At 71.5% G+C, this 25985-nt stretch carries 27 protein-coding genes and 1 tRNA gene; 10 read left to right on the forward strand and 18 right to left on the reverse strand.

All coding sequences use genetic code 11. From position 1 onward, the window contains the following. Positions 1–98: 98 nt before the first annotated feature. From ABD106_RS09140 to ABD106_RS09155, 4 genes are all read left to right on the forward strand, one after another. Positions 99–1406, forward strand: a complete 1308-nt coding sequence (locus ABD106_RS09140) for a DUF2254 domain-containing protein (protein ID WP_343919597.1) — start codon at positions 99–101, stop codon at positions 1404–1406. A gap of 110 nt (positions 1407–1516) precedes the next feature. Next, positions 1517–3418 (forward strand): BCCT family transporter, encoded by a 1902-nt coding sequence (locus ABD106_RS09145; protein ID WP_343919599.1) that lies wholly within the window; start codon positions 1517–1519, stop codon positions 3416–3418. A gap of 18 nt (positions 3419–3436) precedes the next feature. Continuing rightward, positions 3437–3871: an NUDIX hydrolase gene (locus ABD106_RS09150; RefSeq protein WP_343919601.1), complete on the forward strand. Its 435-nt coding sequence runs from the start codon at positions 3437–3439 to the stop codon at positions 3869–3871. Further along, the gene (locus ABD106_RS09155) at positions 3871–4056 is read left to right on the forward strand and encodes a hypothetical protein (RefSeq protein ID WP_343919603.1); all 186 of its coding nucleotides are present in this window, start codon (positions 3871–3873) and stop codon (positions 4054–4056) included. Before ABD106_RS09150 ends, ABD106_RS09155 begins: the two co-directional genes overlap by 1 nt. Positions 4057–4119: 63 nt before the next feature. Here the strand turns inward: ABD106_RS09155 and ABD106_RS09160 are convergent, their stop codons facing one another. After that, positions 4120–4719: a hypothetical protein gene (locus ABD106_RS09160; RefSeq protein ID WP_343919605.1), complete on the reverse strand. Its 600-nt coding sequence runs from the start codon at positions 4717–4719 to the stop codon at positions 4120–4122. A 141-nt stretch (positions 4720–4860) separates the two neighbouring features. Here ABD106_RS09160 and ABD106_RS09165 point away from each other — a divergent pair, with 141 nt between their 5' ends. Together ABD106_RS09165 and ABD106_RS09170 are read left to right on the forward strand one after the other, a co-directional pair. Next, complete coding sequence (locus ABD106_RS09165) at positions 4861–5400, forward strand: peptidylprolyl isomerase (protein ID WP_343919607.1); 540 nt, start codon at positions 4861–4863, stop codon at positions 5398–5400. Between the two features lie 145 nt (positions 5401–5545). Further along, a complete protein-coding gene (locus ABD106_RS09170) occupies positions 5546–6274 on the forward strand; it encodes a rhomboid family intramembrane serine protease (protein ID WP_343919609.1) in 729 nt (242 codons plus the stop codon). Positions 6275–6333: 59 nt separating this feature from the next. Here the strand turns inward: ABD106_RS09170 and ABD106_RS09175 are convergent, their stop codons facing one another. Then, complete coding sequence (locus ABD106_RS09175) at positions 6334–6591, reverse strand: cell division protein CrgA (protein ID WP_343919611.1); 258 nt, start codon at positions 6589–6591, stop codon at positions 6334–6336. Between the two features lie 41 nt (positions 6592–6632). Here ABD106_RS09175 and ABD106_RS09180 point away from each other — a divergent pair, with 41 nt between their 5' ends. From ABD106_RS09180 to ABD106_RS09190, 3 genes are read left to right on the forward strand one after another with little or no spacing between them, the layout of a single operon-like run. Further along, positions 6633–7382, forward strand: coding sequence for a class E sortase (locus ABD106_RS09180; protein ID WP_343919613.1), 750 nt, complete (start codon positions 6633–6635; stop codon positions 7380–7382). After that, positions 7382–7540, forward strand: a complete 159-nt coding sequence (locus ABD106_RS09185; protein WP_343919615.1) for a hypothetical protein — start codon at positions 7382–7384, stop codon at positions 7538–7540. Before ABD106_RS09180 ends, ABD106_RS09185 begins: the two co-directional genes overlap by 1 nt. 5 nt (positions 7541–7545) lie before the next feature. After that, positions 7546–8199 carry an anthranilate synthase component II gene (locus ABD106_RS09190; protein ID WP_343919617.1) on the forward strand — a complete coding sequence of 218 codons (654 nt, stop codon included), beginning with the start codon at positions 7546–7548 and terminating at the stop codon, positions 8197–8199. A gap of 18 nt (positions 8200–8217) precedes the next feature. On the opposite strand, the gene pknB is transcribed toward ABD106_RS09190, so the two are convergent. From pknB to ABD106_RS09225, 7 genes are all read right to left on the reverse strand, one after another. Beyond that, positions 8218–10038 carry a Stk1 family PASTA domain-containing Ser/Thr kinase gene (gene pknB, locus ABD106_RS09195; protein WP_343919619.1) on the reverse strand — a complete coding sequence of 607 codons (1821 nt, stop codon included), beginning with the start codon at positions 10036–10038 and terminating at the stop codon, positions 8218–8220. A gap of 73 nt (positions 10039–10111) precedes the next feature. After that, positions 10112–11872 (reverse strand): protein kinase domain-containing protein, encoded by a 1761-nt coding sequence (locus ABD106_RS09200; protein WP_343919621.1) that lies wholly within the window; start codon positions 11870–11872, stop codon positions 10112–10114. After that, the gene (locus ABD106_RS09205) at positions 11869–13350 is read right to left on the reverse strand and encodes a peptidoglycan D,D-transpeptidase FtsI family protein (RefSeq protein WP_343919623.1); all 1482 of its coding nucleotides are present in this window, start codon (positions 13348–13350) and stop codon (positions 11869–11871) included. Before ABD106_RS09205 ends, ABD106_RS09200 begins: the two co-directional genes overlap by 4 nt. Beyond that, positions 13347–14768, reverse strand: a complete 1422-nt coding sequence (locus ABD106_RS09210) for an FtsW/RodA/SpoVE family cell cycle protein (RefSeq protein WP_425545751.1) — start codon at positions 14766–14768, stop codon at positions 13347–13349. Before ABD106_RS09210 ends, ABD106_RS09205 begins: the two co-directional genes overlap by 4 nt. Further along, complete coding sequence (locus tag ABD106_RS09215; RefSeq protein ID WP_343919627.1) at positions 14768–16009, reverse strand: PP2C family protein-serine/threonine phosphatase; 1242 nt, start codon at positions 16007–16009, stop codon at positions 14768–14770. Before ABD106_RS09215 ends, ABD106_RS09210 begins: the two co-directional genes overlap by 1 nt. Before the next feature lie 2 nt (positions 16010–16011). After that, a complete protein-coding gene (locus ABD106_RS09220) occupies positions 16012–16560 on the reverse strand; it encodes an FHA domain-containing protein FhaB/FipA (RefSeq protein WP_343919629.1) in 549 nt (182 codons plus the stop codon). Continuing rightward, positions 16557–17234, reverse strand: a complete 678-nt coding sequence (locus ABD106_RS09225) for an FHA domain-containing protein (RefSeq protein ID WP_343919631.1) — start codon at positions 17232–17234, stop codon at positions 16557–16559. The genes ABD106_RS09220 and ABD106_RS09225 overlap by 4 nt, the downstream gene beginning before the upstream one ends. A 93-nt stretch (positions 17235–17327) precedes the next feature. On the opposite strand from ABD106_RS09225, the gene ABD106_RS09230 reads away from it, so the two are divergent. Further along, positions 17328–17411, forward strand: a tRNA-Leu gene (locus ABD106_RS09230). 38 nt (positions 17412–17449) lie between these two features. On the opposite strand, the gene ABD106_RS09235 is transcribed toward ABD106_RS09230, so the two are convergent. The 9 genes from ABD106_RS09235 to ABD106_RS09275 form a co-directional block, all read right to left on the reverse strand. Further along, entirely contained in the window at positions 17450–18622 is a 1173-nt protein-coding gene (locus ABD106_RS09235; RefSeq protein ID WP_343919633.1) for a zinc-dependent alcohol dehydrogenase, read from the reverse strand. A 62-nt stretch (positions 18623–18684) separates the two neighbouring features. Continuing rightward, positions 18685–20109 (reverse strand): MFS transporter, encoded by a 1425-nt coding sequence (locus ABD106_RS09240; RefSeq protein WP_343919635.1) that lies wholly within the window; start codon positions 20107–20109, stop codon positions 18685–18687. Between the two features lie 56 nt (positions 20110–20165). Further along, on the reverse strand, positions 20166–21365 hold the full coding sequence (locus ABD106_RS09245; protein WP_343919637.1) for a M20 family metallopeptidase: 1200 nt from the start codon (positions 21363–21365) through the stop codon (positions 20166–20168). After that, on the reverse strand, positions 21362–22537 hold the full coding sequence (locus tag ABD106_RS09250; protein ID WP_343919639.1) for a M24 family metallopeptidase: 1176 nt from the start codon (positions 22535–22537) through the stop codon (positions 21362–21364). The genes ABD106_RS09245 and ABD106_RS09250 overlap by 4 nt, the downstream gene beginning before the upstream one ends. Before the next feature lie 47 nt (positions 22538–22584). Next, the gene (locus tag ABD106_RS09255) at positions 22585–23163 is read right to left on the reverse strand and encodes a protein-L-isoaspartate O-methyltransferase family protein (RefSeq protein WP_343919641.1); all 579 of its coding nucleotides are present in this window, start codon (positions 23161–23163) and stop codon (positions 22585–22587) included. Between the two features lie 22 nt (positions 23164–23185). Next, complete coding sequence (locus ABD106_RS09260; RefSeq protein WP_343919643.1) at positions 23186–24007, reverse strand: hypothetical protein; 822 nt, start codon at positions 24005–24007, stop codon at positions 23186–23188. Further along, positions 24004–24747, reverse strand: coding sequence for an ABC transporter ATP-binding protein (locus tag ABD106_RS09265; protein ID WP_343919645.1), 744 nt, complete (start codon positions 24745–24747; stop codon positions 24004–24006). The genes ABD106_RS09260 and ABD106_RS09265 overlap by 4 nt, the downstream gene beginning before the upstream one ends. Continuing rightward, positions 24704–25099, reverse strand: a complete 396-nt coding sequence (locus ABD106_RS09270) for a GntR family transcriptional regulator (protein ID WP_343919647.1) — start codon at positions 25097–25099, stop codon at positions 24704–24706. The genes ABD106_RS09265 and ABD106_RS09270 overlap by 44 nt, the downstream gene beginning before the upstream one ends. 305 nt (positions 25100–25404) lie before the next feature. After that, the coding region (locus ABD106_RS09275) for a DUF3159 domain-containing protein (RefSeq protein WP_343919649.1) at positions 25405–25985 on the reverse strand (581 nt) is incomplete at its 5' end.

Here is a 25985-nt window from a genome sequence, read left to right on the forward strand (position 1 = left end):
CCCTTCGCGCGACTGCGGGGTGCAGTCCCGAACCGACCGCTGTGTCGCACTACGGTGGTCCGACTGCACCGGTACGGGATGATGCCAGGAAGGTGACGATGCCGCACGATCCGGACGGCGGACCTCACGAGGTCGGGACACTCCCGCGCACGCGCTCCATCACGCGCTGGCACCGCGTGTGGCGTCCCTTCTGGGTGCTGCCGATGGTGATCGTGGTCGTGGCGGTCGTGGTGGGCTACCTCATGCCGGAGCTCGATCGCCTCGCGAGCGACGAGCTGCCGTACGTCTTCCCCGGCGGTCCCAGCGGAGCGCGCGACATGCTGGGCACCATCGCCGGGGCGATGATCTCCGTGACCGGCCTCGTGTTCTCGATCACGATGGTCGTCGTGCAGCTCGCGAGCAGCCAGTACAGCCCGCGCGTGATGGGCGACTTCCTCGGCAGCCGCGTCACGCAGGTGACGCTCGGCATCTTCGCCGCGAGCTTCGCCTACGCGCTGACGGTGCTGCGATCGGTCCGGGGAGAGTCGGGAGACGGCGGAGCGTTCGTGCCGCAGGTCTCGGTCACGCTCAGCTTCCTGCTCGTGCTGGCGAGCGTCGGGATGTTCCTGGCCTTCATCCACCACATCACGCACTCGATCCAGGTGTCATCGATCGTGACGCACCTCGGTGACTCGACCGTCGGCGTCGTCGAACGGTACTTCCCCGAGCCCGTCGCGCCCGGAGCCCGCCTCGGCACCGCCCGATGGGAGCCCGGGGACCTCGCGCCGCAGACCGTGGCGGCTCGCGAGCACGGCGCGGTCGTCGAGGTCGATCATCGCGCCCTGGTCGCGCGAGCGGAACAGGATGACGTGGTCGTCGAGATCCTGGTGCAGGTGGGGGAGTTCGTGCCAGAAGGCATCCCGGCGCTGCGCGTGTGGCGACGACGCGGTGCGCCGGCGCTGAGCGACGACCGGCTCGCGCCCTACCGTCGACTCGTCGCCGTCGAGCAGGACCGACTGCCCGATCAGGATCCCGCGCTCGGGATCCGCAAGCTCGTCGACATCGCGGAGCGTGCGCTCTCTCCCGGCATCAACGACCCGACCACCGCCGTCCAGGTGCTCGACGAGCTGCATCGGATCCTGCGACCGATGGTCGCTCGGGCGGAGCTGCCGGCGCTCATCGACCGCGACGGCGCGCTCCGCCTGGTGCACCGCCCGCAGCGCGTCGAGCAGCTCGTCGACCTCGCGCTCGCCGAGCCCCTGCACTACGGCGCGGAGTCGCTCCAGATCCCCCGTCGGGTGGTGCGCATGCTCGACGACCTGCGACGGGTCGCGCTCGAGGAGCACCGCCCCTGCATCGATCGATGGTCGCGCCGCGCGCGCGAGCTGGCGCGAGCGACCGGCGATGGCGCCCTCGCCGCGGAGTGACGCTCTGGGCGGAATCGCACGAGATCCACAGCCGATCCCGAGTAACGTAGTCGGGTCGCGAGGCGTCCTTCTGGCGTGTCGACGGCGTGCGATACGAGTGACGGGGAGCGATGAGCGAGACGACGAACGAGGGCAGGCGCCCGGAGAAGCCCTTCCGGGGACTGCCCCGCCGAGCGAAGCCGCTCCACCCTGCGCTCGACGTGCCGCCCGCACCCGCCAAGGACGCCGCGGGCTTCCCGCTCGACAAGGTCGTCTTCGCCATCGCGGCCGCGGTGGCCCTCGCCTTCGTCGTCTGGGGCGCGATCTCGACCGAGACGCTCGCGAGCGCCTCAGCGGCGGGCCTCGGCTGGGTCGTCCACAACACCGGCTGGCTCTTCGCGCTCGCCGCGACCGGCTTCGTGATCTTCGTCGTCTGGATCGCCGCGAGCCGCTTCGGCAGCATCCCGCTCGGCGACGACGGCGAGGACCCCGAGTTCAGCACCGTCTCGTGGATCGCGATGATGTTCTCGGCCGGCATGGGTATCGGCCTCGTCTTCTTCGGCGTGACCGAGCCGGTCAGCCATCTCGTCACGCCCCCTCCCGGGACGGGCGGCGGCGACGAGTCGGAGGCCATCCGCACGGCCATGGCCACGACGATGTTCCACTGGTCGCTGCACCCGTGGGCGATCTACGCGGTGGTCGGCCTCGCGCTCGCCTACAGCGTGTTCCGCAAGCGGCGCGCGCTCACGATCTCGGCGGCGTTCACGTCGCTTCTCGGCAAGCGCACCGTCGAGGGCCCCGTCGGCCGGGCGATCGACATCTTCGCGATCTTCGCCACGCTCTTCGGCTCGGCGACGTCGCTCGGCCTCGGCGCGCTGCAGATCGGCTCCGGGCTCGAGATCGTCACGGGGCTCGGCGACCTCGGCAACGGGGTGCTCGTCGCGATCATCGCGGTGCTCACCGCCGCGTTCGTCGTCTCTGCCGTCTCGGGCATCTCCCGCGGCATCAAGTGGCTGTCGAACATCAACATGGTGCTCGCGGGCCTGCTCGCGCTGTTCGTCTTCGTCGTCGGACCGACGATCTTCATCCTCAACCTGCTGCCGACCACCATCGGCGCGTACTTCGAGCAGCTCGCCGTCATGTCGGCGCGCACCGAGGCGGCCGGCGGCGAGGTCGTCGCGAGCTGGCTCTCGGGCTGGACGATCTTCTACTGGGCGTGGTGGGTGAGCTGGACGCCGTTCGTCGGCATGTTCATCGCCCGCATCTCGCGCGGTCGCACCGTCCGCCAGTTCGTGACGGGCGTGCTCGTCGCGCCGACGCTCGTGTCGCTCGTGTGGTTCGCGATCTTCGGCGGGCTCGGCATCGACCTCGAGCGCGCCGGCATCGATCTCGGCAGCTCGGGCACGCCCGAGGCCACGCTCTTCACCGCGCTCGCCGAGCTGCCGCTCGCGCAGATCATGTCGGTCGTCGTCATGGTGCTCGTGGCGATCTTCTTCGTCTCCGGCGCCGACGCCGCCTCGATCGTCATGGGAACGCTCTCGCACCGCGGCTCGCTCAGCCCCTCACGCCGCACCGTCGTCTTCTGGGGCATCGCCACAGGTGCCGTCGCGGCGATCATGCTCCTCATCGGCGGCGAGGATGCGCTCACGGGCCTGCAGCAGGTCACGATCGTGGCCGCGCTGCCGTTCGTCGTGGTGATGATCGGCCTCGCGATCGCGCTCACGAAGGACCTCTCGCAGGATCCGGTGGTCGTGCGGCGCGCGTACGCCTACGCCGCCGTCGAGCAGGCCGTGGTCGCGGGCGTGACCGAGCACGGCGACGACTTCCAGCTCACCGTCGAGCAGACGGCGCCCGGCGAGGGCGTCGGCGAGCTCGTGCCGACCCAGGCGATCGAGCCCACGGCGCACGCGTCCGACTCGGCACCCGGACCGGATGCGCCGGGCTGGCGGGGAGCGGACCGCGAGGCCGCCCGGCAGGCCGCCGAGTCCGCTCGGTCCGCCGAGTCGGGGGACCGGGGACCGGCCGCAGGCTGACCGACGTAGGATGGCCGAATGCGCATGCGAGTGGCCGCCTACGCCCTGATCACCAGGGGTGACGGCGACGAGCGCGAGATCCTGCTGCCGCACTGGAACGAGGGCGGCATGAGCGGCTGGACCCTGCCCGGCGGCGGCGTCGAGGCGGGTGAGCACCCGGCCGACGGCGCTGTGCGCGAGGTCAAGGAGGAGACCGGCTACGACGTGCGGCTCACGAGCCTGCTCGGGGTCGACTCGGCCGTGCTGCCGACGAGCCAGCAGGGCGACGCGATGCAGGCGCTGCGCATCCTCTACCGCGCCGAGATCACCGGCGGCGAGCTCGCGGTCGAGCTCGACGGCACGACCGACGACGTCGCGTGGCACCCGATCGCCTCCGTCCCGCAGCTTCGGCACGTGCACGCGGTCGACTGGGCGCTGAGCCACCTGCACGACGCCGGATCTCCGCTGCGCTGATGCATCCGCTCGTCGTCCTCGGCCTGTCCATCATGGTCGCCAGCTGCCTCGTGAGCGGCTTCGACGCCGTGCGCACGATGCGCGCCGGCCGCGATCCCGAGCGACGGATGCGCGCCTTCCTGCTCGCGGGCGGGCTCCTGCTCGGCGGCGGCATCCTCGTGGTGATCGGCGCCAGCCTCGGCTGAGCAGCGGCCGCAGACGACGAAGGGGCCCGCGCCGATCGGCGGGGGCCCCTTCGAGTCGGAGGGTCAGGCCTGCGGCGAGCCGGCCTCGGGACCGTCGGCGATGCCGCCGGTCGGCTGGTCGGCCGGTCGCGGCGGCGCGTCGATCGCGGAGTCCTCGGCGTCGGGGATCCACAGGTCGTCGTCGGCGCGGAGCGTCTGCCACGCGGCGTAGCCGGCGCTGATGACGGCGACGGAGCCGACGCCGATCAGCAGCCACTGCCAAGCGTTCGGGCCGCTCTTGACCGGCGTCGCGGGTGCGAAGTCGGGCACGGTCGCGTAGCGGCGCACGTTGTCGATCGCGTGCTTGACGCGGTCGTCCTTGGCGATCTGCGCCATCGCGGCGATCGAGCCGAGGCCCGATGCGAGCGCGGGCACGACACCGGCGTTCCAGCCCTTGGCGGCCTTGGAGAGGCCGTCGCGGCCTGCGTCGACGCCGCGGTGCACGTAGTGCTCGGCAGCGGGGATGAGGGACTCGGTGCCGTAGGCGCGAGCCTGGTCGCGCGCCTCGCGCGCCACCTTGGCGGCGTGCTGGCTGACGACGCGCTGCTCAGCCCAGAGCTTGTCGGCCTGCTTGCGGAGCTTCTTGATCTCCTTCGCGCGCTTGCGCGTGAGTTCGAGCGACATGTTGTCCTTCCGTGGTCGAAGCCTGGCCGTCATCCTTGCAGGTTTTCCTGGGTGCGTCACGCAGTGCTTCGCGGTTTCGCTGTCGTCGAACCTGGAGGCTCCGGCCGCATCCCGGCGGCCGCGCTGTGGGAGGATCGGGACATGGCTCATCACACCGCTGTCGCGACCATCCGCACGAATCTCGGCGAGATCAAGGTCAACCTGCTCGGCGACCACGCCCCCAAGACCGTGCAGAACTTCGTCGAGCTCGCCACCGGCGCTCGCGAGTGGACGCACCCCGCCACCGGCGAGAAGTCGACCGCGCCGCTCTACGACGGCGTCGTCTTCCACCGCATCATCCCCGACTTCATGATCCAGGGCGGCGACCCGCTCGGCCAGGGCGTCGGCGGCCCCGGCTACCAGTTCGACGACGAGATCCACCCCGACCTCGGCTTCAGCGCGCCGTACGTGCTCGCGATGGCGAACGCCGGCAAGGTCGCGGGCCGCGGCACGAACGGCTCGCAGTTCTTCATCACGACCGTCGCCACCCCGTGGCTGCAGGGCAAGCACACCGTCTTCGGCCTCGTCGAGGACGAGGCGTCGCAGCGCGTCGTCGACGCGATCCAGGCGGTGCCGACCGACGGCCGCGACCGGCCGCTCGAGGACGTCGTCATCGAGACCATCGAGATCGCGCAGGCCTGACGCCCAGGTGAGCGCCGCACCGCCAGCCGATCGCTGCTACCGGCACCCGGGCCGCCAGAGCTGGGTGCTGTGCCAGCGGTGCGGGCGCACCATCTGCGGTGAGTGCCAGCAGCAGGCGCCGGTCGGCGTGCGCTGCCCGGAGTGCGTGCGAGAGCTGCGCACCGAGCAGCAGTCGCTCCAGCGCGCCTCCCGACGAGCGAGCGGGGCGCCCCGCACGGCCGTCGGGCGACGCGCGCGGCAGTGGCTCGCGCAGCCCGCGCCCGTCACGATCGCGATCTTCGCGGTGACGGCGCTCGTCGGCGTGCTGCAGATCCTGCCCGGCGACCTCTCGTCGTCGCTGCTGTTCTTCCTGCCGTACTCGCTCGCCGAGCCGTGGCGCTTCGTCACCTACGCGCTCGTGCACGCCGGGGTGCTGCACTTCGCGTTCAACATGCTCGTGCTGTGGATGACGGGGCCGGCCATCGAGGAGCGCATCGGCCGGCTGCCGTTCCTCGCCGCCTACCTCGTGAGCGTCGCCGGAGCGGCGGTCGCGGTGTCGTGGTTCACACCGCTCTCGGGCGTCGTCGGCGCCTCGGGAGGCATCTACGCGCTGTTCGGCATGCTCATCGGCATGCAGCGCATGGTCGGCCGAGTGCAGCCGTCGCTGCTCATCATCGTCGGCATCAACCTCGTGATCACCTTCGCGGTGGGCGGCATCTCGTGGCCCGCGCACGTGGGTGGGCTCGCGATCGGGCTCGCGCTCGGCTTCGGGATCGGCCTCGCCGATCGGCGGATGCGGCGCGCGAAGCCGACGACAGCGGCATGGCTCGTCGTCGGGGGCGTGGCCCTCGTCGTCGGGGCGCTGTTCGCAGCGCGCGTGGCGACGCTGCTCTAGCGCTGCGAGTTGTCCACAGTTCTCTCCACAGGTGTGGAGAACTACACCCGTGTAGTTCGCTACTTCCAGCGCGTGGTCATGATGAAGCCGATGAACATCACGCCGAAGCCGACGACGATGTTCCACGAGCCGAGCGCCTCCACCGGGAACTTCGTGCCCGAGATGTAGTAGACGATCACCCAGAGGAAGCCGACGAGCATGAAGCCGAACATGACGGGCTTGAACCACGCCGGGTTCCGCTGCTCGTCGTGCGGCGATCGCGCCGCCTTCGGCTTCGCAGCCGAGGGCTTGTCGACGGACTTCTCACGAGGGCTCATGGCAACCCATGCTAATGCAGTCGACGCCTAGGATTGTCCCCGTGGCCAGGCAGCACCGCGCGGACCGGCGACGCCCCGCGCGTCGCGCCACCGTGGCGAGCGTGCTCGGCGAGCTCCTGCTGACCGCGGGCGTGCTCGCGCTCGGCTACGCCGGGTGGCAGATCTGGCTCTCGGATGCGGTGCTCGGCGGCGAGCAGCAGCAGGCCGCGCGCGTGTTCGCCGCACAGCTGGGGCCCATGGAGCCAGCGCCCACGGCGGGCGTCGAGCTGCGCACCGATGAGCCGCCGGTCGAGACGGCCGTCGCCGAGGGCGAGTCGTTCGCCGTCATGCACATCCCGCGGCTCGGGCAGTTCCAGCGCGTGATCGGCGAGGGCACCGGCCGCGATGTGCTCGACTCGCTCGAACAGGGCCTCGCGCACTACAGCGGCGCCGCGCAGCCGGGCGAGCTCGGCAACTTCGCGGTCGCCGGGCACCGCAACGGGCAGGGCGGGCCCTTCACCCACCTCGACGAGATGCGGGTGGGCGACCGGATCACCGTGCAGACGGCGAGCGCCTGGTACGTCTACGAGTTCCGCAACCACGAGTACGTGCCGCCCACCGCGGTCGGGGTCGTGGCGGCCGTGCCGCAGCAGCCGAGCGTGCCGGCCGACGGCCGGTACCTCACCCTCACGACCTGCAACCCCGAGTGGTCGGCAGCCGGGCGGCTCGTCGCCTACGCGACCCTCGTCGGCTGGCAGAGCGCCGCCGACGGCATGCCGCGCGAGCTCGCCGACGCGCTCGGAGCCGCCTGATGTACGCCGCGCTCTGGCGGTCGCTGCCCGGCCCGTGGCCGCTGCGGCTCCTGATCGCGCTCGCCCTCGTGGCAGCCGTCGCACTCCTGCTCATCTTCTACGGCTACCCGTGGGTGATGCAGACCTACTTCCCGACCCCCGACCCCCGGATCGAGTGAGCCCCATGACCCGCGTCCTCGTCGTCGACAACTTCGACAGCTTCGTCTACACCCTCGCCGGCTACCTCCAGGAGCTCGGTGCCGAGGTCGAGGTCGTGCGCAACGACGAGGTCGACGCGCGCACGATCGGCGATTGGGATGCGGTGCTGCTCTCGCCGGGACCGGGCGCGCCCGTCGACGCCGGCGTCTCCATCCCCATGGTGCACGCCGCCATCGACCGCGGCACGCCGCTGCTGGGCGTGTGCCTCGGCCACCAGGCGATCGCCGAGGCGCTCGGCGGCGTCGTGACGCACGCCCCCGAGCTCATGCACGGCAAGACGAGCCTCGTCGAGCACGACGACTCGACCATCTTCCACGGGCTGCCGAGCCCGCTCACCGCCACCCGGTACCACTCGCTCGCCGTCGTCGACGGCACGGTGCCGGATGCGCTGCGGGTGACCGCGCGCACGACCGGTCCCGGCGGGGTCATCATGGCGCTCGAGCATCGGGACGCCGCCGTGTGGGGCGTGCAGTTCCACCCCGAATCGGTGCTCACCGAGGGCGGCTACCGCATGCTGGGCAACTGGCTCGAGGCGGCGGGCCTCGACGGCGCCGCGCGGCTCGCGGCCGGTCGCGCGCCGCTCGTCACGCTCGCGTCGCCGCCCGACCACGTGGCCTGAGCCGCGGCTCGACGAGGATCAGCCCTCGTCCTCGCCCTCACCGGGATCGGTCGGGCCGGGCTGCTCGGGCGGCGCGGGCGGCGCGGGCGGTGCCGGCTGCTCGGGCGGCGTCGTCGGGGTGACGGGCGCAGGCGGCCTCGGCGCGGGCCGCGGCTGGCCGTTGCAGTAGAGCAGGGTGATGGTGCTGCCCTGCGGGTGCGCGCCGGGGGTGAGCGACTGCTCGACGACGTCGCCGCCGATGCAGCGGGTGGTGAAGCGGCGGTCGACGACGAGGCCGAGCGCGGTGAGCTCCTCCGCCGCGGCCGCGATCGGCCGCTCGAGCACGTTCGGCACCTCGACGAGGCCGGAGGAGAGCACGAGGTTGATCGTGGCGCCGCGCGCGACGTCGGTGCCGGCGCTCGGGTCGGTCCTGAGCACGAGGTCCTGCGCGACGGTCGCGGAGTTCTCGCGCGTCACCGAGCCGATGACGAAGCCCGAGGACTCGAGCGCCTGCCGCGCCTGGGCCTCGCTCAGGTTGGTGACGGGCATGAGCGGCGCGGGCGGCGGGCCGTTCGAGATGACGAGCGCCACGACCGCACCGGGCGAGACGGTGATGCCCGCGTCGGGCTCCGAGCGCAGCACGGTCCCCGCATCCGCCTCGTCGATGACGCGCCGCACCTCGGGGGTGAGGCTCGCCTCTTCGATCGCGGCGACCGCCTCGTCCTCCTGCAGTCCCGCCACGGTCGGGACGACCGTCGACAGGCCCGCGATCGGCAGGCTGCCGCCGAGGCTGACCGCCCACACGACCGCGCCCACGACGAGCACGGCGATGAGCGCGATCGCCGCCCACAGCCACGCGAGCTGCGGGCGGCGCGTGCGCTGCACCGGCTGCTCGGTCTCGGGCTCGGCGTCGTCGGCGGCGAGCGCCGCGAACATGGTCGTCGCGGCGCCGATGTCGAGCGGTGCCGTCTCGGTGCGCTCGAAGGGCACGAGCACGCCGGCGAGCGCGTCGTCGAGCGCCTCCTTGAAGTCGCTCGCCGACTGGAAGCGGTCGTCGCGCTTCTTCTCGAGCGCCTTCGCGACGATGGAGTCCATCTCGGGCGTGATGCCGGGCGTGATGCTCGAGGGGACCGGGGGCTCCTCGGCGACGTGCTGGTACGCGACGCCGACGGCGGTGTCGGCGGCGAAGGGCGCGCGACCGGTGAGCAGCTCGAAGAGGATGACGCCGGTCGAGTAGAGGTCGGTGCGCGCGTCGACGGTCTCGCCGCGCGCCTGCTCGGGCGAGAAGTACTGCGCGGTGCCGAGGATCATGCCGGTCTGGGCGACGTTGGCGCTCGTCTCGCTCACCGCTCGCGCGATGCCGAAGTCCATCACCTTGATCTGGCCGCCGGGCGTCACCATCACGTTGCCGGGCTTGATGTCGCGGTGCACGATGCCCGCGCGGTGCGAGTACTCGAGGGCCGTCAGGATGCCCTTCGTGATGCGCACCGCCTCGGCCTCCGAGAGCGGTCCCTCCGCGATGATGTCCTGCACCATCCGGCCGTCGACGTACTCCATCACGATGTACGGCACGGCGGCGGGCTCGCCGTCGGGGCCGACCGCAGGCTCCTCGCCGGCGTCGAACACGCGCACGACCGTGGGATGCGACATCCGTGCCGCCGACTGCGCCTCCTGGCGGAACCGGGTGCGGAACTCGGGGTCGAGCGAGAGCTCGGGCTTGAGGAGCTTGACGGCGACCTGCCGGTCGAGCCGCGTGTCTCGCGCTCGGTGGACCTGCGCCATGCCGCCCTGGCCGATGAGGTCGCCGATCTCGTAGCGGTCGCCGAGGGTGCGCAGCGACGCGATGATGCTGTCGGTCATCCGCTGCTCCTCTCTGCGCGGCCCGGGGGCCTCGCTCGCGCGGGGATCGGTCGATTCTACGGCAACGCCCTGATCAGGGCGCCTCGGTCGGCGTCGGGGTCGGCGTCGGGTCGGCCTCGGTCGGCTCCGGCGTCGGCTCCGGGTCGGGCGTCTCCGGCGCCGCGGCCGTCATGACGAGCACGGGAGAGACGCCGCTCGTGAGCGTCGCACCGTCGGGGACCGTGCACCGGTAGGCGTACGACACCGTGGTCTGACCGGCCGGCACGCTCGTGAAGTCGAGCTGCGCGGTGCCCGAGTCGAAGGCCTCGGTGCGGCCGTCGGGCCACACCACCGTCGCGGTGTAGGCGGCGACGCCCGTGCCGCCCAGCGTGTAGCCGGCGGGGCAGCTCGCGGCATCCCAGACGACCGACGTCCCCGCTCCCGCGGTGAGCGCCGCCGGGTCCGAGCCGTCGGCGAGCCGCGGCGCGGTGGTCGGGTCGGTGATCTCGGCCTCGGGCCCGTAGATCGTGCCGGTGACGGTCGATCCCTCCGCGACCTGGCCGACGGGGTTCACGGCGTAGACCGTGCCGACGTCGTCGGGGTTCGTCGCGGGGTCGCCCGTCTGCACGGCGGGGACGAGGTCGAGGTCCTCGATGGCGCTGCGGAACTCGGCCTCGTCCATGCCGAGGAAGGTGCTCTCGTCGATGCTGACCATCGCCGAGGTGCTCTCGGTCGGCTGCTGCGAGGTCTCGGTCGGCGCGGCGGGGGTCTGGTTGCCGTTGATGAGCATGAGCGCGATCGCGACGCCGGCCGCGACGAGCAGCACGGCGAGGATCACGACCGGCCAGATCCACGGGTTCGGGCGCCGCCGCTCGCGGTCGAGCTGCGTCGTCGTCGTGCGCGTCACGGGCAGCGCCGCCGTCGCTGGGCTCGACTGCGTCGTGATGACGCGCGTCGCCGCCTGGGTGGGGGAGTCGATCGTCGCGAACGAGTCGGTCGAGGCGATGCCCGGCACGATCGCGGCAGCGCCGGCGATGTCGCCGCGGCGGAGCATCGTGGCGGCGCGCGAGAGGTGCGCGGCCGAGGTCGGCCGGTCGGCGGGCGTCTTGGCGATGCACGAGAGCACGAGGTTGCGCACGGGCTCCGGCACGGTGCCCGGCAGGTCCGGCGGCGCGTCGTTGATGTGCGCCATCGCGATCGCGACCTGCGACTCGCCCGTGAACGGCCGACGTCCCGCGAGGGCCTCGTACGCGACGATGCCGAGCGAGTAGATGTCGGTCGCCGGCGCGGCCTGCTGCCCGGAGGCCTGCTCGGGCGAGAGGTACTGCACCGTGCCCATCACCTGGCCGGTCGCGGTGAGCGGCACCTGGTCGGCGATCCGCGCGATGCCGAAGTCGGTGATCTTGACGCGGCCCTCTGGCGTGATGAGCAGGTTGCCGGGCTTGATGTCGCGGTGGACGAGCCCCGCCTGGTGCGCGGCGTGCAGCGCGGCGGAGGTCTGCGCGACGATGTCGAGCACCTTGTCGGCCGACAGCGTGCGGTCGCGGTCGAGGATGGCGCTGAGCGGCTCGCCGGGGACGAGCTCCATCACGAGGAAGGCGCTGCCCTCCTCCTCGCCGTAGTCGAACACGTTGGCGATGCCCTCGTGGTTGACGAGCGCGGCATGCCGGGCCTCGGCGCGGAAGCGCTCGAGGAACCCGGGGTCCCCCATGTACTCGTCCTTGAGGATCTTGAGCGCGACCGTGCGCCCGATCACCTGATCGGTCGCCTGCCACACCTCGCCCATGCCGCCGATGGCGATCCGGCTCGCGAGCTGGTATCGCCCACCGAAGGTGAGTCCGCTGGATGGTCTCATGAGTTCAGCACCGCCTCGATCACTGCTCTCCCGATGGGCGCGGCGATCCTGTTCGAAGTATCACCGACGATGTTCTCACTTGGCACGACGACGACAGCCACCGCCACGCTCCGATCGTTCAGCTCTCCGTATCCCGTGAACCACAGGTTGAAGGGCTCGTTGTTCTCTCCGGTCTCGGCGGTGCCCGTCTTGCCGCCCACGGTCACGCCGGGGATCTGCGCGTTCGACGCGAGTCCCTCGCTGACGCCGAGCTCCATGGCACTGCGGATCTCCGCCGCGGTGGCCGACGAGACGGGGTTGCCGAGGATGGTCGGCTCCGGGTCGTCGAGCACGTCGAGGTTGGGTGCGAGCACCCGGTCGATCATGTTCGGCTGCATCATCGTGCCGTCGTTCGCGATCGCTGCGGTCGTCATCGCGATCTGCAGCGGCGTGACGCGCACGTCGAACTGGCCGAACGAGGTCAGCTGCACCTGCGACGGCTCGAGCCCGGTCGGGTAGCTGCTCGGCGTCACCGAGAGCGGGATCTCGAGCTGCTGGCCGTAGCCGAACGCCGCGGCCTGCTCCGCGATCGCGTCCTCGCCGAGCTGCTCGCCGAGCATCGCGAACTGCACGTTGCACGACAGGATGAGCGCGGTCTCGAGCGTCACCGTCTCGCCCGGCCCGCACGTGGAGCGGGATGCGTTGCGCACCTCGGCCGTCGAGCCGGTGAGCGTGATCGTCTCGGGGTTGGGGAACTCGGAGTCGAGGTCGAACCGGCCCGACTCGAGTGCGGCGGCGAGCACGAGCACCTTGAAGACCGAGCCCGGGTAGTAGAGGTCGCCCGCGATCGTGCGGTTCTGGAGCGGCTGGTTGGGGTCGGCGATCAGCTGGTTGTACGTCTCGGTGACCGCCGCGGTGTTGTGCAGGGCGAACGCGTTCGGGTCGAACGTGGGGCTCGAGTACATCGCGAGCACGTCGCCCGTCTCGGTGTCGAGCGCGACGACCGCGCCCTCGCGCGTGCCGAGCGCATCCGCCGCCGCCTGCTGCGCGGCGCTCGAGATCGTCAGCTCGACCGACGCGCCGACGGGATCCTGCCCCGTGAGGGTCGCGAGGATCTGGTCGACGAGCTGGCTGTTGGCGCTGCCCGTCAGCTCGTCGTTCATCGCGCCCTCGATGCCCGTGTTGCCCTGGCCGAGCGTGTTGTAGCCCGTGATCGGCGCGTAGAGCGCGCCCATCGGGTACTGGCGCTGCCACTCGTACTCGTCGTCCGACGGCGTCGAGAGGGCCACCTGCACGCCGTCCACGACGATCGACCCCCGCTCGACGGCGAAGGAGTCGTAGAGGGTGCGGGTGTTGCGGGCGTCGTCGTGCAGGCCGTCGGCCTGCACCGCCTGGATGAGCGTCGACGAGCCGAAGAGGCCGACGAACATGACGAGCAGCAGCGTGCTGACCCGGCGGATGGGCCGGCGCATGCTCTGCTCGCGGTCTGGGCCGGTCATGCGGTCCCCCTTCCGCGCACCGAGTCGCTGAGCCGCAGCAGCAGCGCGACGATGAGCCAGTTGGCGAGCAGCGACGAGCCGCCGGCGGCGAGGAACGGCGTCGTCAGGCCCGTGAGCGGGATGAGCCGCGTGACGCCGCCCACGACGATGAACACCTGCAGGCCGATCGCGAACGCGAGCCCGACCGCGAGCAGCTTCGTGAAGTCGTCGGGCCCCTGGAAGCCGATCCGCACGCCGCGCGAGACGAGCACGAGGTAGAGCGCGAGGATCGCGAAGATGCCGGCGAGGCCGAGCTCCTCGCCGAGCGACGGGATGATGTAGTCGCTGTTGGCGTAGGGCGTGATGTCGGGCCTGCCGAGCCCGAGCCCGGTGCCGAGCAGTCCGCCGTGCGCCATGCCGAACACGCCCTGCACGATCTGGAACGAGCCGCCCTGCGCCTCGTAGACGTCCTGGTCGAACGCGTGCGTCCACGCGTGGATGCGCCGCTGCACGTAGCCGAGCAGGAAGTACGCGGCGATGCCGCCGAGCGCCACGAGGCCCGCACCGATCACCATCCACGAGCGGCGGCCCGTCGCGACGTAGATCATCACGAGGAAGAGGCCGAAGTACAGCAGCGAGGTGCCGAGGTCGCGCTGGAACACGAGCACGAGCATGCAGACGGCCCAGACGATGAGGATGGGCCCGAGGTCGCGCACGCGCGGGAAGCGCAGGCCGAGGAATCGCTTGCCCACGACCGAGAGCGAGTCGCGCGCGGTCATGAGGTAGCCGGCGAAGAAGATGGCGAGCGCGATCTTCGCGAGCTCGCCGGGCTGCAGCGAGACGAGGCTGCCGATGCCGATCCAGACCGTCGCGCCGTTGATCGTGCGGCCGATGCCGGGCACGAGCGGCAGCAGCAGCAGGATGACGGCGACCGCCATCGCGAGGAACCGGTAGCGCGCGAGCACGCGGTGGTTGCGCACCACGACGATCGTGAGGATGGCGACGACGATCGCGAGCCCGGTCCAGACGATCTGCCGCATCGACGCGGCATCCCAGCCGGTGACGCCCTCGGCGATGTCGATGCGGTAGATCATCGCGATGCCGAGGCCGTTGAGCACCGTGACCACCGGCAGGATGATCGCGTCGGCCTCGCGGGCGACGACGCGGAGCACGATGTGCAGCGCGAGCGTGAGCGCGCCGAGGCCCGCCGCGAGCTGCAGCGGGAAGAGGTCGACGCGCTGGAGCGCGCCGAGCTGCACGAGCACCATCGCGCCGCCCGCGATCACCCACGCGATCACGAGCAGGAAGAGCTCGAGGTTTCGCAGCTTCGCGGGGTTGCGGATGCGCACCTTGATCGCCTCGGTGACGTCGCGCAGCTGCACGATGCCCGTCTGCAGGGCGCTCGGAGCGGTCCGGTCGCTCGGGGTCGTCTGCTGCATCATGGCGATCGCTCCAATCGCTCGATGATGGCCTGCGCGTCGGCGAGCGATCCGGCGGAGATCGTCTGCTCGACGCTGCGGCGGTTGAAGGGCGTCAGCTCCTCGACCGCGATGTCGGTCTCCTCGACCTGCGCGGCGAGCACGAGCGGACCGATCTGCTGCTGGATGCCTTGGTAGATCGCGACGTTGCCCGCGTCGTTGACGCCCACGAAGTAGCGGTCCTGCGTGTACGTGTAGAAGAGCACGGACAGGATGGCGATGCCGATGACGGCGAGCGAGGCGCCCACGCTCCAGATGATGCGGCGGTTGCGTCGCATGCGGCGCTGCTCCGCGAGCAGCTCCTGCAGGAACTCCTCGCTCTCGGGCTCGAAGTGCTCGAACGCGGGCTGCTGCCGCGACTGCCGCGGGTGCAGCAGCAGCTGGGAGAGGGTGACCGACGTGCGCTCGGGCTCGATCGCCTCGAACGAGATCGGAGCGGCGGCCGAGCCGACCGTCGTCGGCTCGATCGACGACCCGCGGCGCTCGTCGATGTCGCACAGCACGACCGTGACGTTGTCGGGGGCGCCGCGCGAGAGCGCCTCGTTGACGAGCCGCTGCACCGTCGACGGGGTGTCGAGCCCCTGCTCGAGGATGGCGCGGATGCGCTCCTCGTCGACGTAGCTCGACAGGCCGTCCGAGCACACGAGCCAGCGGTCGCCGGGCAGCGTCTCGTGCACGGCGGTGTCGATCTCGGGGTCGGTCTCGACGTTGCCGAGCACGCGCATGACGACGTTGCGGCGCGGGTGGTGCTCGGCCTCCTCGCGCGTGATGCGGCCGGCGTCGACGAGCTTCTGCACGAAGGTGTGGTCGGTCGAGATCTGCTCGAGCGCGCCGACCCGGTAGCGGTAGACGCGGCTGTCGCCGATGTGGGCCATGCCCATGCGGTCGCCGACCCGCACGATCGCCGATCCCGTGGTGCCCATGCCCGAGAGCTCGGGGTGCTCGACCATCGCCTGCTGCAGGGCGTCGTTGCCCTCGCGCAGCGCGACCGCGAGGGCCTCGGCCGCCTCTTGCGCGCTCGCGTACTCGCGATCGGCCTCGCGCGCCCGGCGAGTCACGATCGCGCTCGCGACGTCGCCGCCCGCGTGCCCGCCCATGCCGTCCGCGACGAAGTACAGGTGCTTGCCGGCGTAGCCGGAGTCCTGGTTCTCCGTGCGGATCCGGCCGACGTGGCTGATCGCGGCGGCGAGCGGTGCGCTCAAGCTCAGCGCCTCAGCTCGAACGTCGTCGTCCCGATCCGCACCGAGCTGCCGACCCGCACGGGCGTCGCCTCGGTGATGCGCCTGCCGTCGACGTACGTGCCGTTCGTCGATCCGAGGTCCTGCACCATCCACTGGTCGCGCCAGCGCACGACCTTCGCGTGCGCGCTCGAGGTGTAGTCGTCCTTGATCTGCAGCCCCGACCCGCTCGAGCGACCGATCGAGAGCCCCGTCTCGGGGAGGTCGAGCTCGAGGCCCGATCGCGGCCCGGAGGTGATGACGATGCGCCGAGGACCGACGCCGGCGTCGGTCGCGGACGACGAGGTCGCCCGCTGGGTCACGGTGGTCGGCGCCTCTGCGGCGGCCGGCGCGGAGGCTGCCGGCGCGGCCGATGCGGCCTCGCGTGAGCGCTGGCTCTGCACCGCGACGCGCTGCAGCGGCGTGAGGCGGGGCCCGAAGAGGTCGCTGCGCAGCGAGTAGAGCACGATGAAGATGAACAGCCAGAGGAGGGCGAGGAACCCGATCCTGAGGATGATGAGGGTCAGATCGGTCACGCTCGTCCCTTCGGCTGCGCCAGCACGCGGTAGACGATGCGGGTGGCGCCGATGTCGATGATCGAGTCGGGCTCGAGCAGCGCGCTCCGCAGCGCGCGCCCGTTCAGGGTCGTGCCGTTCGTGGAGCCGAGATCGCTCACCTGCGCGCGCGTGCCGTCCCAGACGATCTCGACGTGCTTGCGGGATGCGCCCGCGTCGTCGAGCGTGATGTCGGCGTCCGAGCCGCGGCCGATGACGGTGCGGCCCGTGCGCAGCGCATGGCGCTTGCCCTTGATATCGACGACGGCGGTCCAGACCACCTCGCCCGCCTCGGTGTCGGAGACGATCTCGAGCATGCCGGTCGACTTGCCCTCGTCGGGCTCGAGCCCGAGGTCGATCGCGCCGGCGAACGAGTAGCCGGAGGCGCGGGCGTGCGCCTGCACGGTGCCGGTGAGCTCGTCGAGCAGCGCCTCGCCGAGGCGGCGCAGCCGCTCGAAGTCGGCGGGCGCGAGGCGGACGGTGAGGCGGTTGGGCACGAGGATGCGATCGCGCGAGACGACGGAGGCGTTCGTGTCGAGCTCGCGCTTGAGGGCGCTCGCGATCTCGACCGGCTCGACGCCCGAGCGGAAGGTCTTCGCGAAGGCGCCGTTGACGGCCTTCTCGAGCCCACGCTCGATCGAATCGAGGAATCCCACGCGTCTGATCACCGTCCTTTGCCGCCGTCAGCGTACCTGCCGAGCCTAGGAACCTGATATTCTCGTCGAGTTGCCCGGTTCCAGCCGGGTCTCGCGCGAGTGGCGGAATTGGCAGACGCGCTGGCTTCAGGTGCCAGTGTTCGTAAGGACGTGGGGGTTCAAGTCCCCCCTCGCGCACGATCGGCCCCGGGCTCCACCCCGGGGCCGTTCCTGCATCAGGGTTCGAGCACCACCTTGATGCACTCGTCCTCCTTCTTCTGGAAGATCTCGTACATCTCCGGCGCCTGCTCGAGCGGCACGCGGTGGGTCGTGAGGTCTGCGGTGCCGAGCGGGTCGGCGGGGTCCTCGACGATCGGCAGCAGCGTGTCGCGCCACGACTGCACGTTGCACTGGCCCATCCGCAGCGTGATCTGCTTGTCGAAGAGCGTCATCATCGGCATCGGGTCGGCTGAGCCGACGTAGACGCCGCTGAGCGAGACGGTGCCGCCTCGGCGCACCGCGTCGAAGGCGGTGTGCAGGGCGCTCAGTCGGTCGAGGCCGGCATGCTTCATCATCGGCTTCGACAGCATGTCCGGGAGCGCGCCGACGAGCTGCTGCATCGTCGCTGCTCCGGGTGCGCCATGCGCCTCCATGCCGACGGCGTCGACGATCGCGTCGGGGCCGCGTCCCTCGGTGAGGTCCTTGAGCGCCTCCGTGGCGTTGTCCATGTCGAGCGTCTCGACGCCGTAGCGCTCCGCCATCGCGCGCCGCTCGGGCACCGGCTCGACCGCGATCACCCGGTGGCCGAGGTGGCGGCCGATGCGGGCGGCGAACTGGCCGACGGGGCCGAGGCCCATGACGCCGAGCGTGTCGCCCGGCTGCAGGCCCGCGTAGGCGACGCCCTGCCAGGCGGTCGGCAGGATGTCGCTCAGGAAGAGGTAGCGGTCGTCGGGGAGGCTGTCGCCCACCTTCGTCGCGTTGAAGTCGGCGAGCGGCACGCGCATCCGCTCGGCCTGGCCGCCGGGGATGCCGCCGTAGAGCGAGGTGTAGCCGTAGAGGGCCGCGCCGGTGCCCTGGTCGCGGTTCTGGGTCGTCTCGCACTGCGTGTTGAGCCCGCGCGAGCACATGAAGCACTCGCCGCACGCGATGACGAAGGGGATGACGACGCGATCGCCGGGCTGGAGGGTCGAGACGGCGGAGCCGACCTCCTCGACGATGCCCATCGGCTCATGGCCGAGGATGTCGCCCTTCTCGAGGAAGGGGGCGAAGAGCTCGTAGAGGTGGAGGTCGGAGCCGCAGATGGCGGTCGACGTGACGCGGATCACCGCATCCGTCGGCTCCAGGATCACCGGGTCCTTGACGTCCTCGACCTTGACGCTGCGCTTGCCCTGCCATGTGAGTGCTCTCATGCCCTCACGCTATGTCGGTGGGGTACGCGATCGGTACCCCACCGACGGGATTCACAGCGGTCTCACCGGTCCTTCGCGACCTTGCCGATGAGGTCCTCGCCGATCGCGAGCCGGTCCTGGTCGTCGTCGCCCGGCACGATGTCGCCGCGCAGGCTCCGCCCCGCCGTCTCGTTGAACGTGAGGATCGCGAGCAGGCCCACGATGCCGGCGGCCATCATGTAGAAGCCGGGCACGAGCGTGGAGCCGGTCTCCTGGATGAGCGCCTCGTTGATGAGGCCCGCGGGGCCGCCGAGCAGCGACGTCGCGACGTTGTAGCCGAGCGCGAAGCCCGCGTAGCGCACCGTCGTCGGGAAGAGCGCGGGCAGCGACGCCGAGATGTTGCACAGCAGCATGACGAGGAAGAGCCCGAAGATCGCAAGTCCCAGCACCTGCAGCACGATGTTCCCGGTGTTGAGCAGCATGATCGCGGGCACCGAGAAGAGCGTGAAGCCGATCGCCGCGGTGAGCAGCAGCGGCCGCCTGCCGATCCGGTCGGTGAGCGCCCCCATGGGGATGATCACCGCCATCATCACGAGCTGCACGCCGACGAGCATGAGCCCCGCCTGCGTGCCGTCCATGTCGAGCGACGTCTGCAGGAACGTCGGCATGTAGGTGAGGACGAGGTAGAACGCCGTGTTGATGAGGATCGTGATGCCCATGATCTTCAGCAGCTGCTTCGGCTGCTGCGTCACGAGGTCGCGCAGGGTCTGCCAGGCGCTCGTGCGCGTGTCCTGCTCCTTCGCCTCCTCGAAGACCGCCGACTCGTGCAGCCGCGCCCGCATCGCGAGGGCGATGAGGCCGAGCGGGAGGGTGAGCAGGAACGGCAGGCGCCACCAGCCGGCCTCCATGCCCTCGGTGCCGACGATGAACTCGAGCGCCGTGACGAGGATGGCAGCGAGCGAGAAGCCGAGCAGCGTGCCGAACTCGAGGAACGAGCCCCAGAATCCGCGCCGGTCGTCGGGCGCGTGCTCCGCCATGTAGACGGCAGCGCCGGCGTACTCGCCGCCGGCCGAGAAGCCCTGCACGATGCGCAGCAGGAACAGCAGCACGGGCGCGAGCCAGCCGACCTGCTCGAAGGTCGGCAGCAGGCCGATCGCGGCGGTCGCGACCGAGATCATCATGATGGTGAAGACGAGCACCTTCTGGCGCCCGATGCGGTCGCCGAGCGGGCCAAGGATGGCGCCGCCGAGCGGACGCACGAGGAACGAGACGGCGAAGCCGAAGAGCGTCCAGAGGATCGCGTTCTCGGAGCCGCCGAAGATCTGCGTCGACAGGTGCACGGCGAGGTAGCCGTAGATGCCGTAGTCGAACCACTCGATCGCGTTGCCGGCCATCGCGCCCATCACGGACTTGCGGACGGTCTTGCGCTGGATGGGGGAGAGGTCGATCTCTCGGGTGATGGGCGGCGGTCCGCTCTCGCGGTGCGCAGGTGCTGTCTGCTCGGTCATGGCCGTATCCCTTTCCGGATGGGGTGGATCGTGCGTCGGGGCAGTGGGTCGTTCGGTCAGTGGTGCAGGTGGACGAGCATGCGAGTGTACGCGCGAGCGGCGGCGCCGAGGTCGGCGATGCGCACGCGCTCGTCGGGCTGGTGGGCCTGTCCGGTGATGTCGCCGGGTCCGACGATCACGGTCGGGCAGCCGTGGTGGCGCGCGATGAAGCCGCCCTCGCACGCGGCGGTCCAGGCCTCGACGGGAGCGGGAACGCCCTCCGCCACGAGGGCCTCGACGGCCGTCGCGACGAGCGGGTGCGTCGGTGCGGTCTCGAAGCCGGGCATCTCCATCAGCAGCGTCGCATCGGCGGTGCAGCCGTCGGACCCGAGCGCGTCGGCGATGCCAGCCTCGAGCTGCGCGAGCGCCTCCGAGCCCGTCTCGCCGGGCATGAGGCGCCGGTCGATGAGCAGCGTGCATCGGTCCGGCACGATCGAGGTGCCGTGGCCGCCCTCGACGCGCCCGACGTTCCACGTCGCCGAGCCGAGCAGCCCGCTCGCGCCGGCGCGCATCCGCGCGTGGTCGTCGGCCACCCAGTCGATGATGCGGGCCGCGGTCGTGATGGCGCTCGCGCCGTCCTCCGGGCGCCCGGCGTGCGCCGCGCGGCCCGAGACCTCGACCTGCAGGTTCGCCGCGCCCCGGCACGCGATCACGACCGCCATGTCGGTCGGCTCGGCGACGATGCAGGCGCGGTAGATCGCGGCGGGGTCGGTCGCCGCGAGGTGCGCCTCGATGCCGGTCGCGAGGTCCTCCTCGTCGACCGTCACGAGCAGCTCGAGCGGTGCGTCCGGCATGGCTCGGTGCACGGCCGCCATCGCCTGGAGCGCCGCCGCGATGCCGCCCTTCATGTCGGCGGCGCCGCGGCCGGTGAGCCAGCCGTCGGCGACGCGCGGGTTGAACGGGTCGGCCGCCCAGCCCTCGCCGGCCGGCACGACGTCGCTGTGCCCGAGCATGAGCACGCCCGGGGTCGCCTCGGTCGCATCCGGGCCGAAGCGGATCGACAGGTTGGGTCGCCCGGGCGCGACGAGCTGGCGGCGGCTGCGGCCGCCGAGGCGCGAGGCGATCGACTCGAGCACCCGCACCGCGACGAGCTCGGTGCCGCCCGGATTCTCGCTCGCCGCGAGGATGAGCGAGGACGCGTCGGCCACGACCGTCGCCTCGTCGATGAGCGCGAGCGCCTGCTCGAGCGCTGCGCTCGACGATCGCTCGGCGGTCATGCGCCGTCCCGCACGATCAGCTCGCGGGGCGCGCTCGTGAGCACCTCCACGCCGTCGGCCGTGATCGCGACCGACTCGCTCAGCTCGCAGCCGAAGCCGTCCATCCACATGCCGGCGATGATGTGCAGGCACATGCCAGGCTCGATGACCGTCAGGTCGTCGCCGCGGATCGAGACGGTGCGCTCGCCCCAGTCGGGCGGGTAGCCGATGCCGATCGAGTAGCCGAGGCGGGAGGGCTTCTCGATCGAATGCTGGTCGAGGTGCCGCTGCCAGACGGCGTGCACGTCGGCGACGACGGCGCCGGGCCGCAGGTCGTCGAGCACGAGCTGGAGCCCCTCGGCGGTGATCTCCGCGAGCCCGGCGAGCCGGGCCTCCGGGCGCCCGAGCGAGAGGGTGCGGGCGAGCGGCGCGTGGTAGCGGCGGTGCGCGCCGGCGAGCTCGATCGAGATCGCCTCGTTCGTCTCGAGCCGGCGGGCGCTGAAGGTCATGTGCGGGGTGTCGGCGGACTCGCCGGTCGGCAGCATCGGCACGATCGCGGGGTAGTCGCCCTCGGCGCCCTCGACGCCGCTCGCCTGCGCGTGCTGGATCGCGGCCGCGATGTCGTTGAGCCGCGCCCCGCTCGACACGGCGTCGATCCCCGCCTCCATGGCGGCGGAGGCGACGCGACCGGCCTTCCGCATGAGGTCGAGCTCGAACGGGCTCTTCACGAGCCGAACCCAGTTGACGAGGTCGTGGCTGTCGACGAGCTGCCACTCGGGCATGCCGCGCTCGAGCGCGTGGAAGGAGCGCACCGTCAGGAAGTGGGCCTCCGGCTCGAAGCCGATGCGGCCGCGCTGGGCGAAGCCGTGGTCGCGCAGCCGTTCGGCGGCCCAGTCGAAGGGGTGCGCCTCGCGCTGGTGGACGAGCGACTCGGGGTACCCGAGGATCCGCTCGCGCGGCATCGACGCGGTGCGGTGCGCGCCGCCGGCGTCCATCGCCCGCATGATGAGCAGCGGCTCGCCGCTGAGCGGCACGAACAGCAGCTGCGGCATGTAGAACGACCAGGCGTCGTAGCCGGTGAGGTAGTGGAGGTTGGCCGGATCGACGACGACGAGGCCGTCGAGCCCCGACCGCTGCATCCTCGCGCGCGTGCGCGCGAGCCGGTCCGCGAGCTCCTCGGTGCTGGGGCGCACAGTGCCTCCTGGGTTCGTTGCCGCCACCCTAACGAAGCCGGGCTGCGTCACTCCCGCAGCGGCACGAAGGCGTACCGGCCCCTGTCCTCCCGCAGCTGCCGGCGGTCGCCCCGCACGTCGACGACCGTCATCCTCCCGGCGACCGGCGCGACCATCCGGCCGCCGTCGGCGAGCTGCGCGACGAGCGCATCGGGCAGGCGCCCGAGGTCGGCGGAGACGAGGATGCGGTCGAAGGGCGCATCGTCGGGCAGCCCGAGGACGTGCGGGGTCGCGAGCCGCACGCGGGCCCGGCGGCCGAGCGCGGCGAGGTTCGCGTTCGCGACCTCGACGAGCTGCGGCACGAGCTCGACACCCGCTACGTCGGCGCCGAGCGCCTCGAGGATGCCCGTCGTCCAGCCGGAGCCCGCACCGACGTCGAGCACGCGGTGACCGGAGGCGACCGCGAGCAGCTCGAGCATCCGCGCGACCGTGGACGGCTGCGAGCTCGTCGCCTCCCAGCCGATCCCGACCGGCCGGTCGACGTCGGCGAGGTGCCGCACGACGCCCGGGAGGAAGGCGGCGCGCGGCGTCCCGGCCATCGCGGCTCGCACCCGCTCCGCGATGCCCCTCGGCACCGGCAGCTCCATGCGCGCGACGCTACTCCTGGCCCTACGCCAGCGACACCTTGCGATCCCACGAGCGTGCCGTCCACCACACGAGCACGGGGATCGACAGCAGCAGCGCTGGCAGCCATCCGATCGGCACGATCTCGGGCTCGACGCCGCTGAGCATCGCGCCCAGCAGGTCGACGCGCTCGAGGCCGAGGCCGCCGGAGGCGTCTGCAGCGAGTCCGAACGGCACGGCGAGGATGAGCACGAACATCGCGATCTGGCTCACCGTGTAGAGCGCGACCCACACCACGACCGGTCCGCCCCAGCCGAGTCGGTGCATCCACTGCTCGGAGCCGACGGAGACGGCGCAGAACAGCATGGCCGTGTTGAGCCCGTAGAGCAGCACCACGACCACCGGCGCGGCGACCGTCAGCGCGGGTGCGACCGCGAAGGCGTCGGCGACGGCCTCGCCCATGGTCGGCAGCAGGGAGGCCCGGTCGATCCCGAGCAGGTCGGCCCCGGCGAGCAGCACGAGCAGCACGAGCGCGAGCGTCGCGACCAGCCCGAGGAGCAGCACGAGACCGGCCCAGAGCAGCTTCGCCCAGTACATGCGCGAGCCACGGATCGGGAGCGTCTGCGTGAAGTAGCCGACGCGGCCGTAGCCGGAGCGGTAGTAGTCGACGGCCTGGCCGAGCTGCAGCGCCGGCACGAGCCCGCACGCGCCGACGAACCCGAGGACGAGTCCGAGCTGCGCGAGCAGGGGCCAGCCGGTGAGCGCCATGAGCGCGCCGATGATGCCGAGCCCGACCGCGAGCCCGGCGATGACGAGGAGGAGGCCGCGAGTGCGGATCGCCTCGTGCTTGAGCAGGACGGTGATCATCGGTGGACCTCCCGGAAGAGCTGGTCGATGGACATGCCGTGCTGCGCGCGGAGGTCGTCGACCTCGCCCGCGAGCACGACGCGGCCCTCCCGCATGATGACGACGCCGTCGAGGATGGACTCGAGGTCATGGATGAGGTGGGTCGAGACGAGCAGGAGCGAGTCCTCCGAGAGGTTGCGCAGCACGCCCTGCAGGATCACGTCGCGCGCGGCGGGGTCGACGCCCGAGATCGGCTCGTCGAGCAGGTAGACGCGCGCATCGCGCGCCATCGCGAGCGCGATCTGCACCTTCTCGCGCATGCCCTTCGACATCTCCTTCAGCCGCATCGACTCGTCGATGCCGAACGACCGGATGAGCTCGCGAGCGCGCTCGGTGCGGAAGTCGTCGAAGAAGTCGCCGTAGAGCTCGATGCAGGAGCTCGCCCGAGCGCTGTCGGGCAGGAAGCTCACGTCGGGCAGGAACGACACGAGCGCCTTCGATCCCGGACCGGGCGTGCGGCCCGCGATCGAGACCTCGCCCTCGTAGTCGGCGAGCACGCCCGCGAGCACCTTCAGCAGCGTCGTCTTGCCGCAGCCGTTCTCGCCCAGCAGGCCCACCACCTGTCCGTAGGGCAGCGTGAGGTCGAGCCCGTCGAGGGCGCGCTTGCCACCGTACGACTTGGCGAGTCCACGGATCTCGATCGCGTGCTCCACGGGGTCACCCGGCCGCTCGGACGGAGCCCTCGGTGCGGTCATGGTCATGGTTCCACCTCTCTGCGAGCAGGGTCTGCGCGTCGCTCAGGCTGAGCCCGACCCCGAGGGATCGGCGCGCGAAGTCGTCGGCGGCCGCGGCGGCCAGGCGTCGCCGCAGCGACAGGATCTGCGCCGCGTCGTCGGTGACGAAGCGGCCCGCGGTGCGCTCCGAGCGCACGACGCCGTCGCGCTCGAGCTCGGCGAAGGCCCGCTGCACCGTGTTCGGGTTGACGGTCAGCTCGCTCGCGAGCTCGCGCACCGGCGAGATGCGCGCTCCCGCTCGCCACTCGCCGGCCGCGATGCGGCGCGAGAACTCGTCGACGAGCTGCAGCCAGATCGGCTGAGCGCTGTCGAACTGCATGGGACCCCCGCTTGTCTTACTGTATTAAGTGATTGACACAGTATGGCATCGACGGATGCGGCGCAAGCCGATGACGGCGACGTGGCGCAAGGCGAGCATGGCCCAGTGGCACAGGACGACGGGGCGGCGCGGGACGACGGGCGGCGCGGGATCGGCAGCAGCGCGGGCATGATGAAGCGGTGCGGACTGGCACAGAGGCGCTTGCTCGATCGCAAGTGTTGGTGAAGGCGCCTGGTCGGTCCGCACCGCTTGACTTGCGGGCGACCTTACGCCGGCACGCGGCGAACCGCAATGGCGGGCTGGCGTCAGTCGGGGAGCGGTGCGTGGGGCTTGCGGAGGCCGGGGTGCGATGGCGGGATGGCCGAGAAGAGCACCCAGCCGGAGACGGCGAGGCACGCGATGATGAGGGGATAGGTCAGCGCCGCGCGCATGATCGCGAGCAGGGTCGTCTCGTCCATCCACCACAGCACCGTGAAGACGACGACGCGGATGACGTACTGCAGCACCCAGATCCACGAGGCGCGGCTGTACGCCCGCAGGAGCACCGGATCGGTGCGCCAGCGCGTGCCGGTCCCGATGAGGGCACCGAGGATGAGCCCGAGGAACGGCCAGCGGATGACGATCGAGACGGTCCAGGCGAGGGCGCTCGCGGCGTTCGAGAGCAGCTGGATGAGGAAGAAGTTGCGCGCCTCGCCCGTGTAGTACGCCACCATCGCCGCGAGCGCGGTCCCGAGCATGCCGATGAGCACGGCTCGCGGCTTGCGGCGCTGCACGATCGAGAGCGCGAGCACGGCGGCGCTCGCGACGAGCGACCAGATGACGGATGCCGAGAGGTCGCCCGCGCTCGCGAGCCAGCCGGCGAGGAACGCGATCGGCGGCACGCTGC

The organism is Agrococcus citreus (assembly GCF_039527715.1).
Taxonomy (GTDB): Bacteria; Actinomycetota; Actinomycetes; order Actinomycetales; family Microbacteriaceae; genus Agrococcus; species Agrococcus citreus.

Bases quoted from the DNA above. Each gene is read 5' to 3' on its own strand.
- ABD106_RS09240 (WP_343919635.1), bottom strand. From the start codon at position 20,109: ATGACCGAGCAGACAGCACCTGCGCACCGCGAGAGCGGACCGCCGCCC.
- ABD106_RS09265 (WP_343919645.1), bottom strand. From the start codon at position 24,747: ATGACCATGACCGCACCGAGGGCTCCGTCCGAGCGGCCGGGTGACCCC.
- ABD106_RS09200 (WP_343919621.1), bottom strand. From the start codon at position 11,872: ATGAGACCATCCAGCGGACTCACCTTCGGTGGGCGATACCAGCTCGCG.
- ABD106_RS09255 (WP_343919641.1), bottom strand. From the start codon at position 23,163: ATGGAGCTGCCGGTGCCGAGGGGCATCGCGGAGCGGGTGCGAGCCGCG.
- pknB (WP_343919619.1), bottom strand. From the start codon at position 10,038: ATGACCGACAGCATCATCGCGTCGCTGCGCACCCTCGGCGACCGCTAC.
- ABD106_RS09205 (WP_343919623.1), bottom strand. From the start codon at position 13,350: ATGACCGGCCCAGACCGCGAGCAGAGCATGCGCCGGCCCATCCGCCGG.
- ABD106_RS09155 (WP_343919603.1), top strand. From the start codon at position 3,871: ATGCATCCGCTCGTCGTCCTCGGCCTGTCCATCATGGTCGCCAGCTGC.
- ABD106_RS09245 (WP_343919637.1), bottom strand. From the start codon at position 21,365: ATGACCGCCGAGCGATCGTCGAGCGCAGCGCTCGAGCAGGCGCTCGCG.
- ABD106_RS09150 (WP_343919601.1), top strand. From the start codon at position 3,437: ATGCGCATGCGAGTGGCCGCCTACGCCCTGATCACCAGGGGTGACGGC.
- ABD106_RS09145 (WP_343919599.1), top strand. From the start codon at position 1,517: ATGAGCGAGACGACGAACGAGGGCAGGCGCCCGGAGAAGCCCTTCCGG.
- ABD106_RS09160 (WP_343919605.1), bottom strand. From the start codon at position 4,719: ATGTCGCTCGAACTCACGCGCAAGCGCGCGAAGGAGATCAAGAAGCTC.
- ABD106_RS09190 (WP_343919617.1), top strand. From the start codon at position 7,546: ATGACCCGCGTCCTCGTCGTCGACAACTTCGACAGCTTCGTCTACACC.
- ABD106_RS09165 (WP_343919607.1), top strand. From the start codon at position 4,861: ATGGCTCATCACACCGCTGTCGCGACCATCCGCACGAATCTCGGCGAG.
- ABD106_RS09175 (WP_343919611.1), bottom strand. From the start codon at position 6,591: ATGAGCCCTCGTGAGAAGTCCGTCGACAAGCCCTCGGCTGCGAAGCCG.
- ABD106_RS09235 (WP_343919633.1), bottom strand. From the start codon at position 18,622: ATGAGAGCACTCACATGGCAGGGCAAGCGCAGCGTCAAGGTCGAGGAC.
- ABD106_RS09260 (WP_343919643.1), bottom strand. From the start codon at position 24,007: ATGATCACCGTCCTGCTCAAGCACGAGGCGATCCGCACTCGCGGCCTC.
- ABD106_RS09140 (WP_343919597.1), top strand. From the start codon at position 99: ATGCCGCACGATCCGGACGGCGGACCTCACGAGGTCGGGACACTCCCG.
- ABD106_RS09270 (WP_343919647.1), bottom strand. From the start codon at position 25,099: ATGCAGTTCGACAGCGCTCAGCCGATCTGGCTGCAGCTCGTCGACGAG.
- ABD106_RS09185 (WP_343919615.1), top strand. From the start codon at position 7,382: ATGTACGCCGCGCTCTGGCGGTCGCTGCCCGGCCCGTGGCCGCTGCGG.
- ABD106_RS09210 (WP_425545751.1), bottom strand. From the start codon at position 14,768: ATGCAGCAGACGACCCCGAGCGACCGGACCGCTCCGAGCGCCCTGCAG.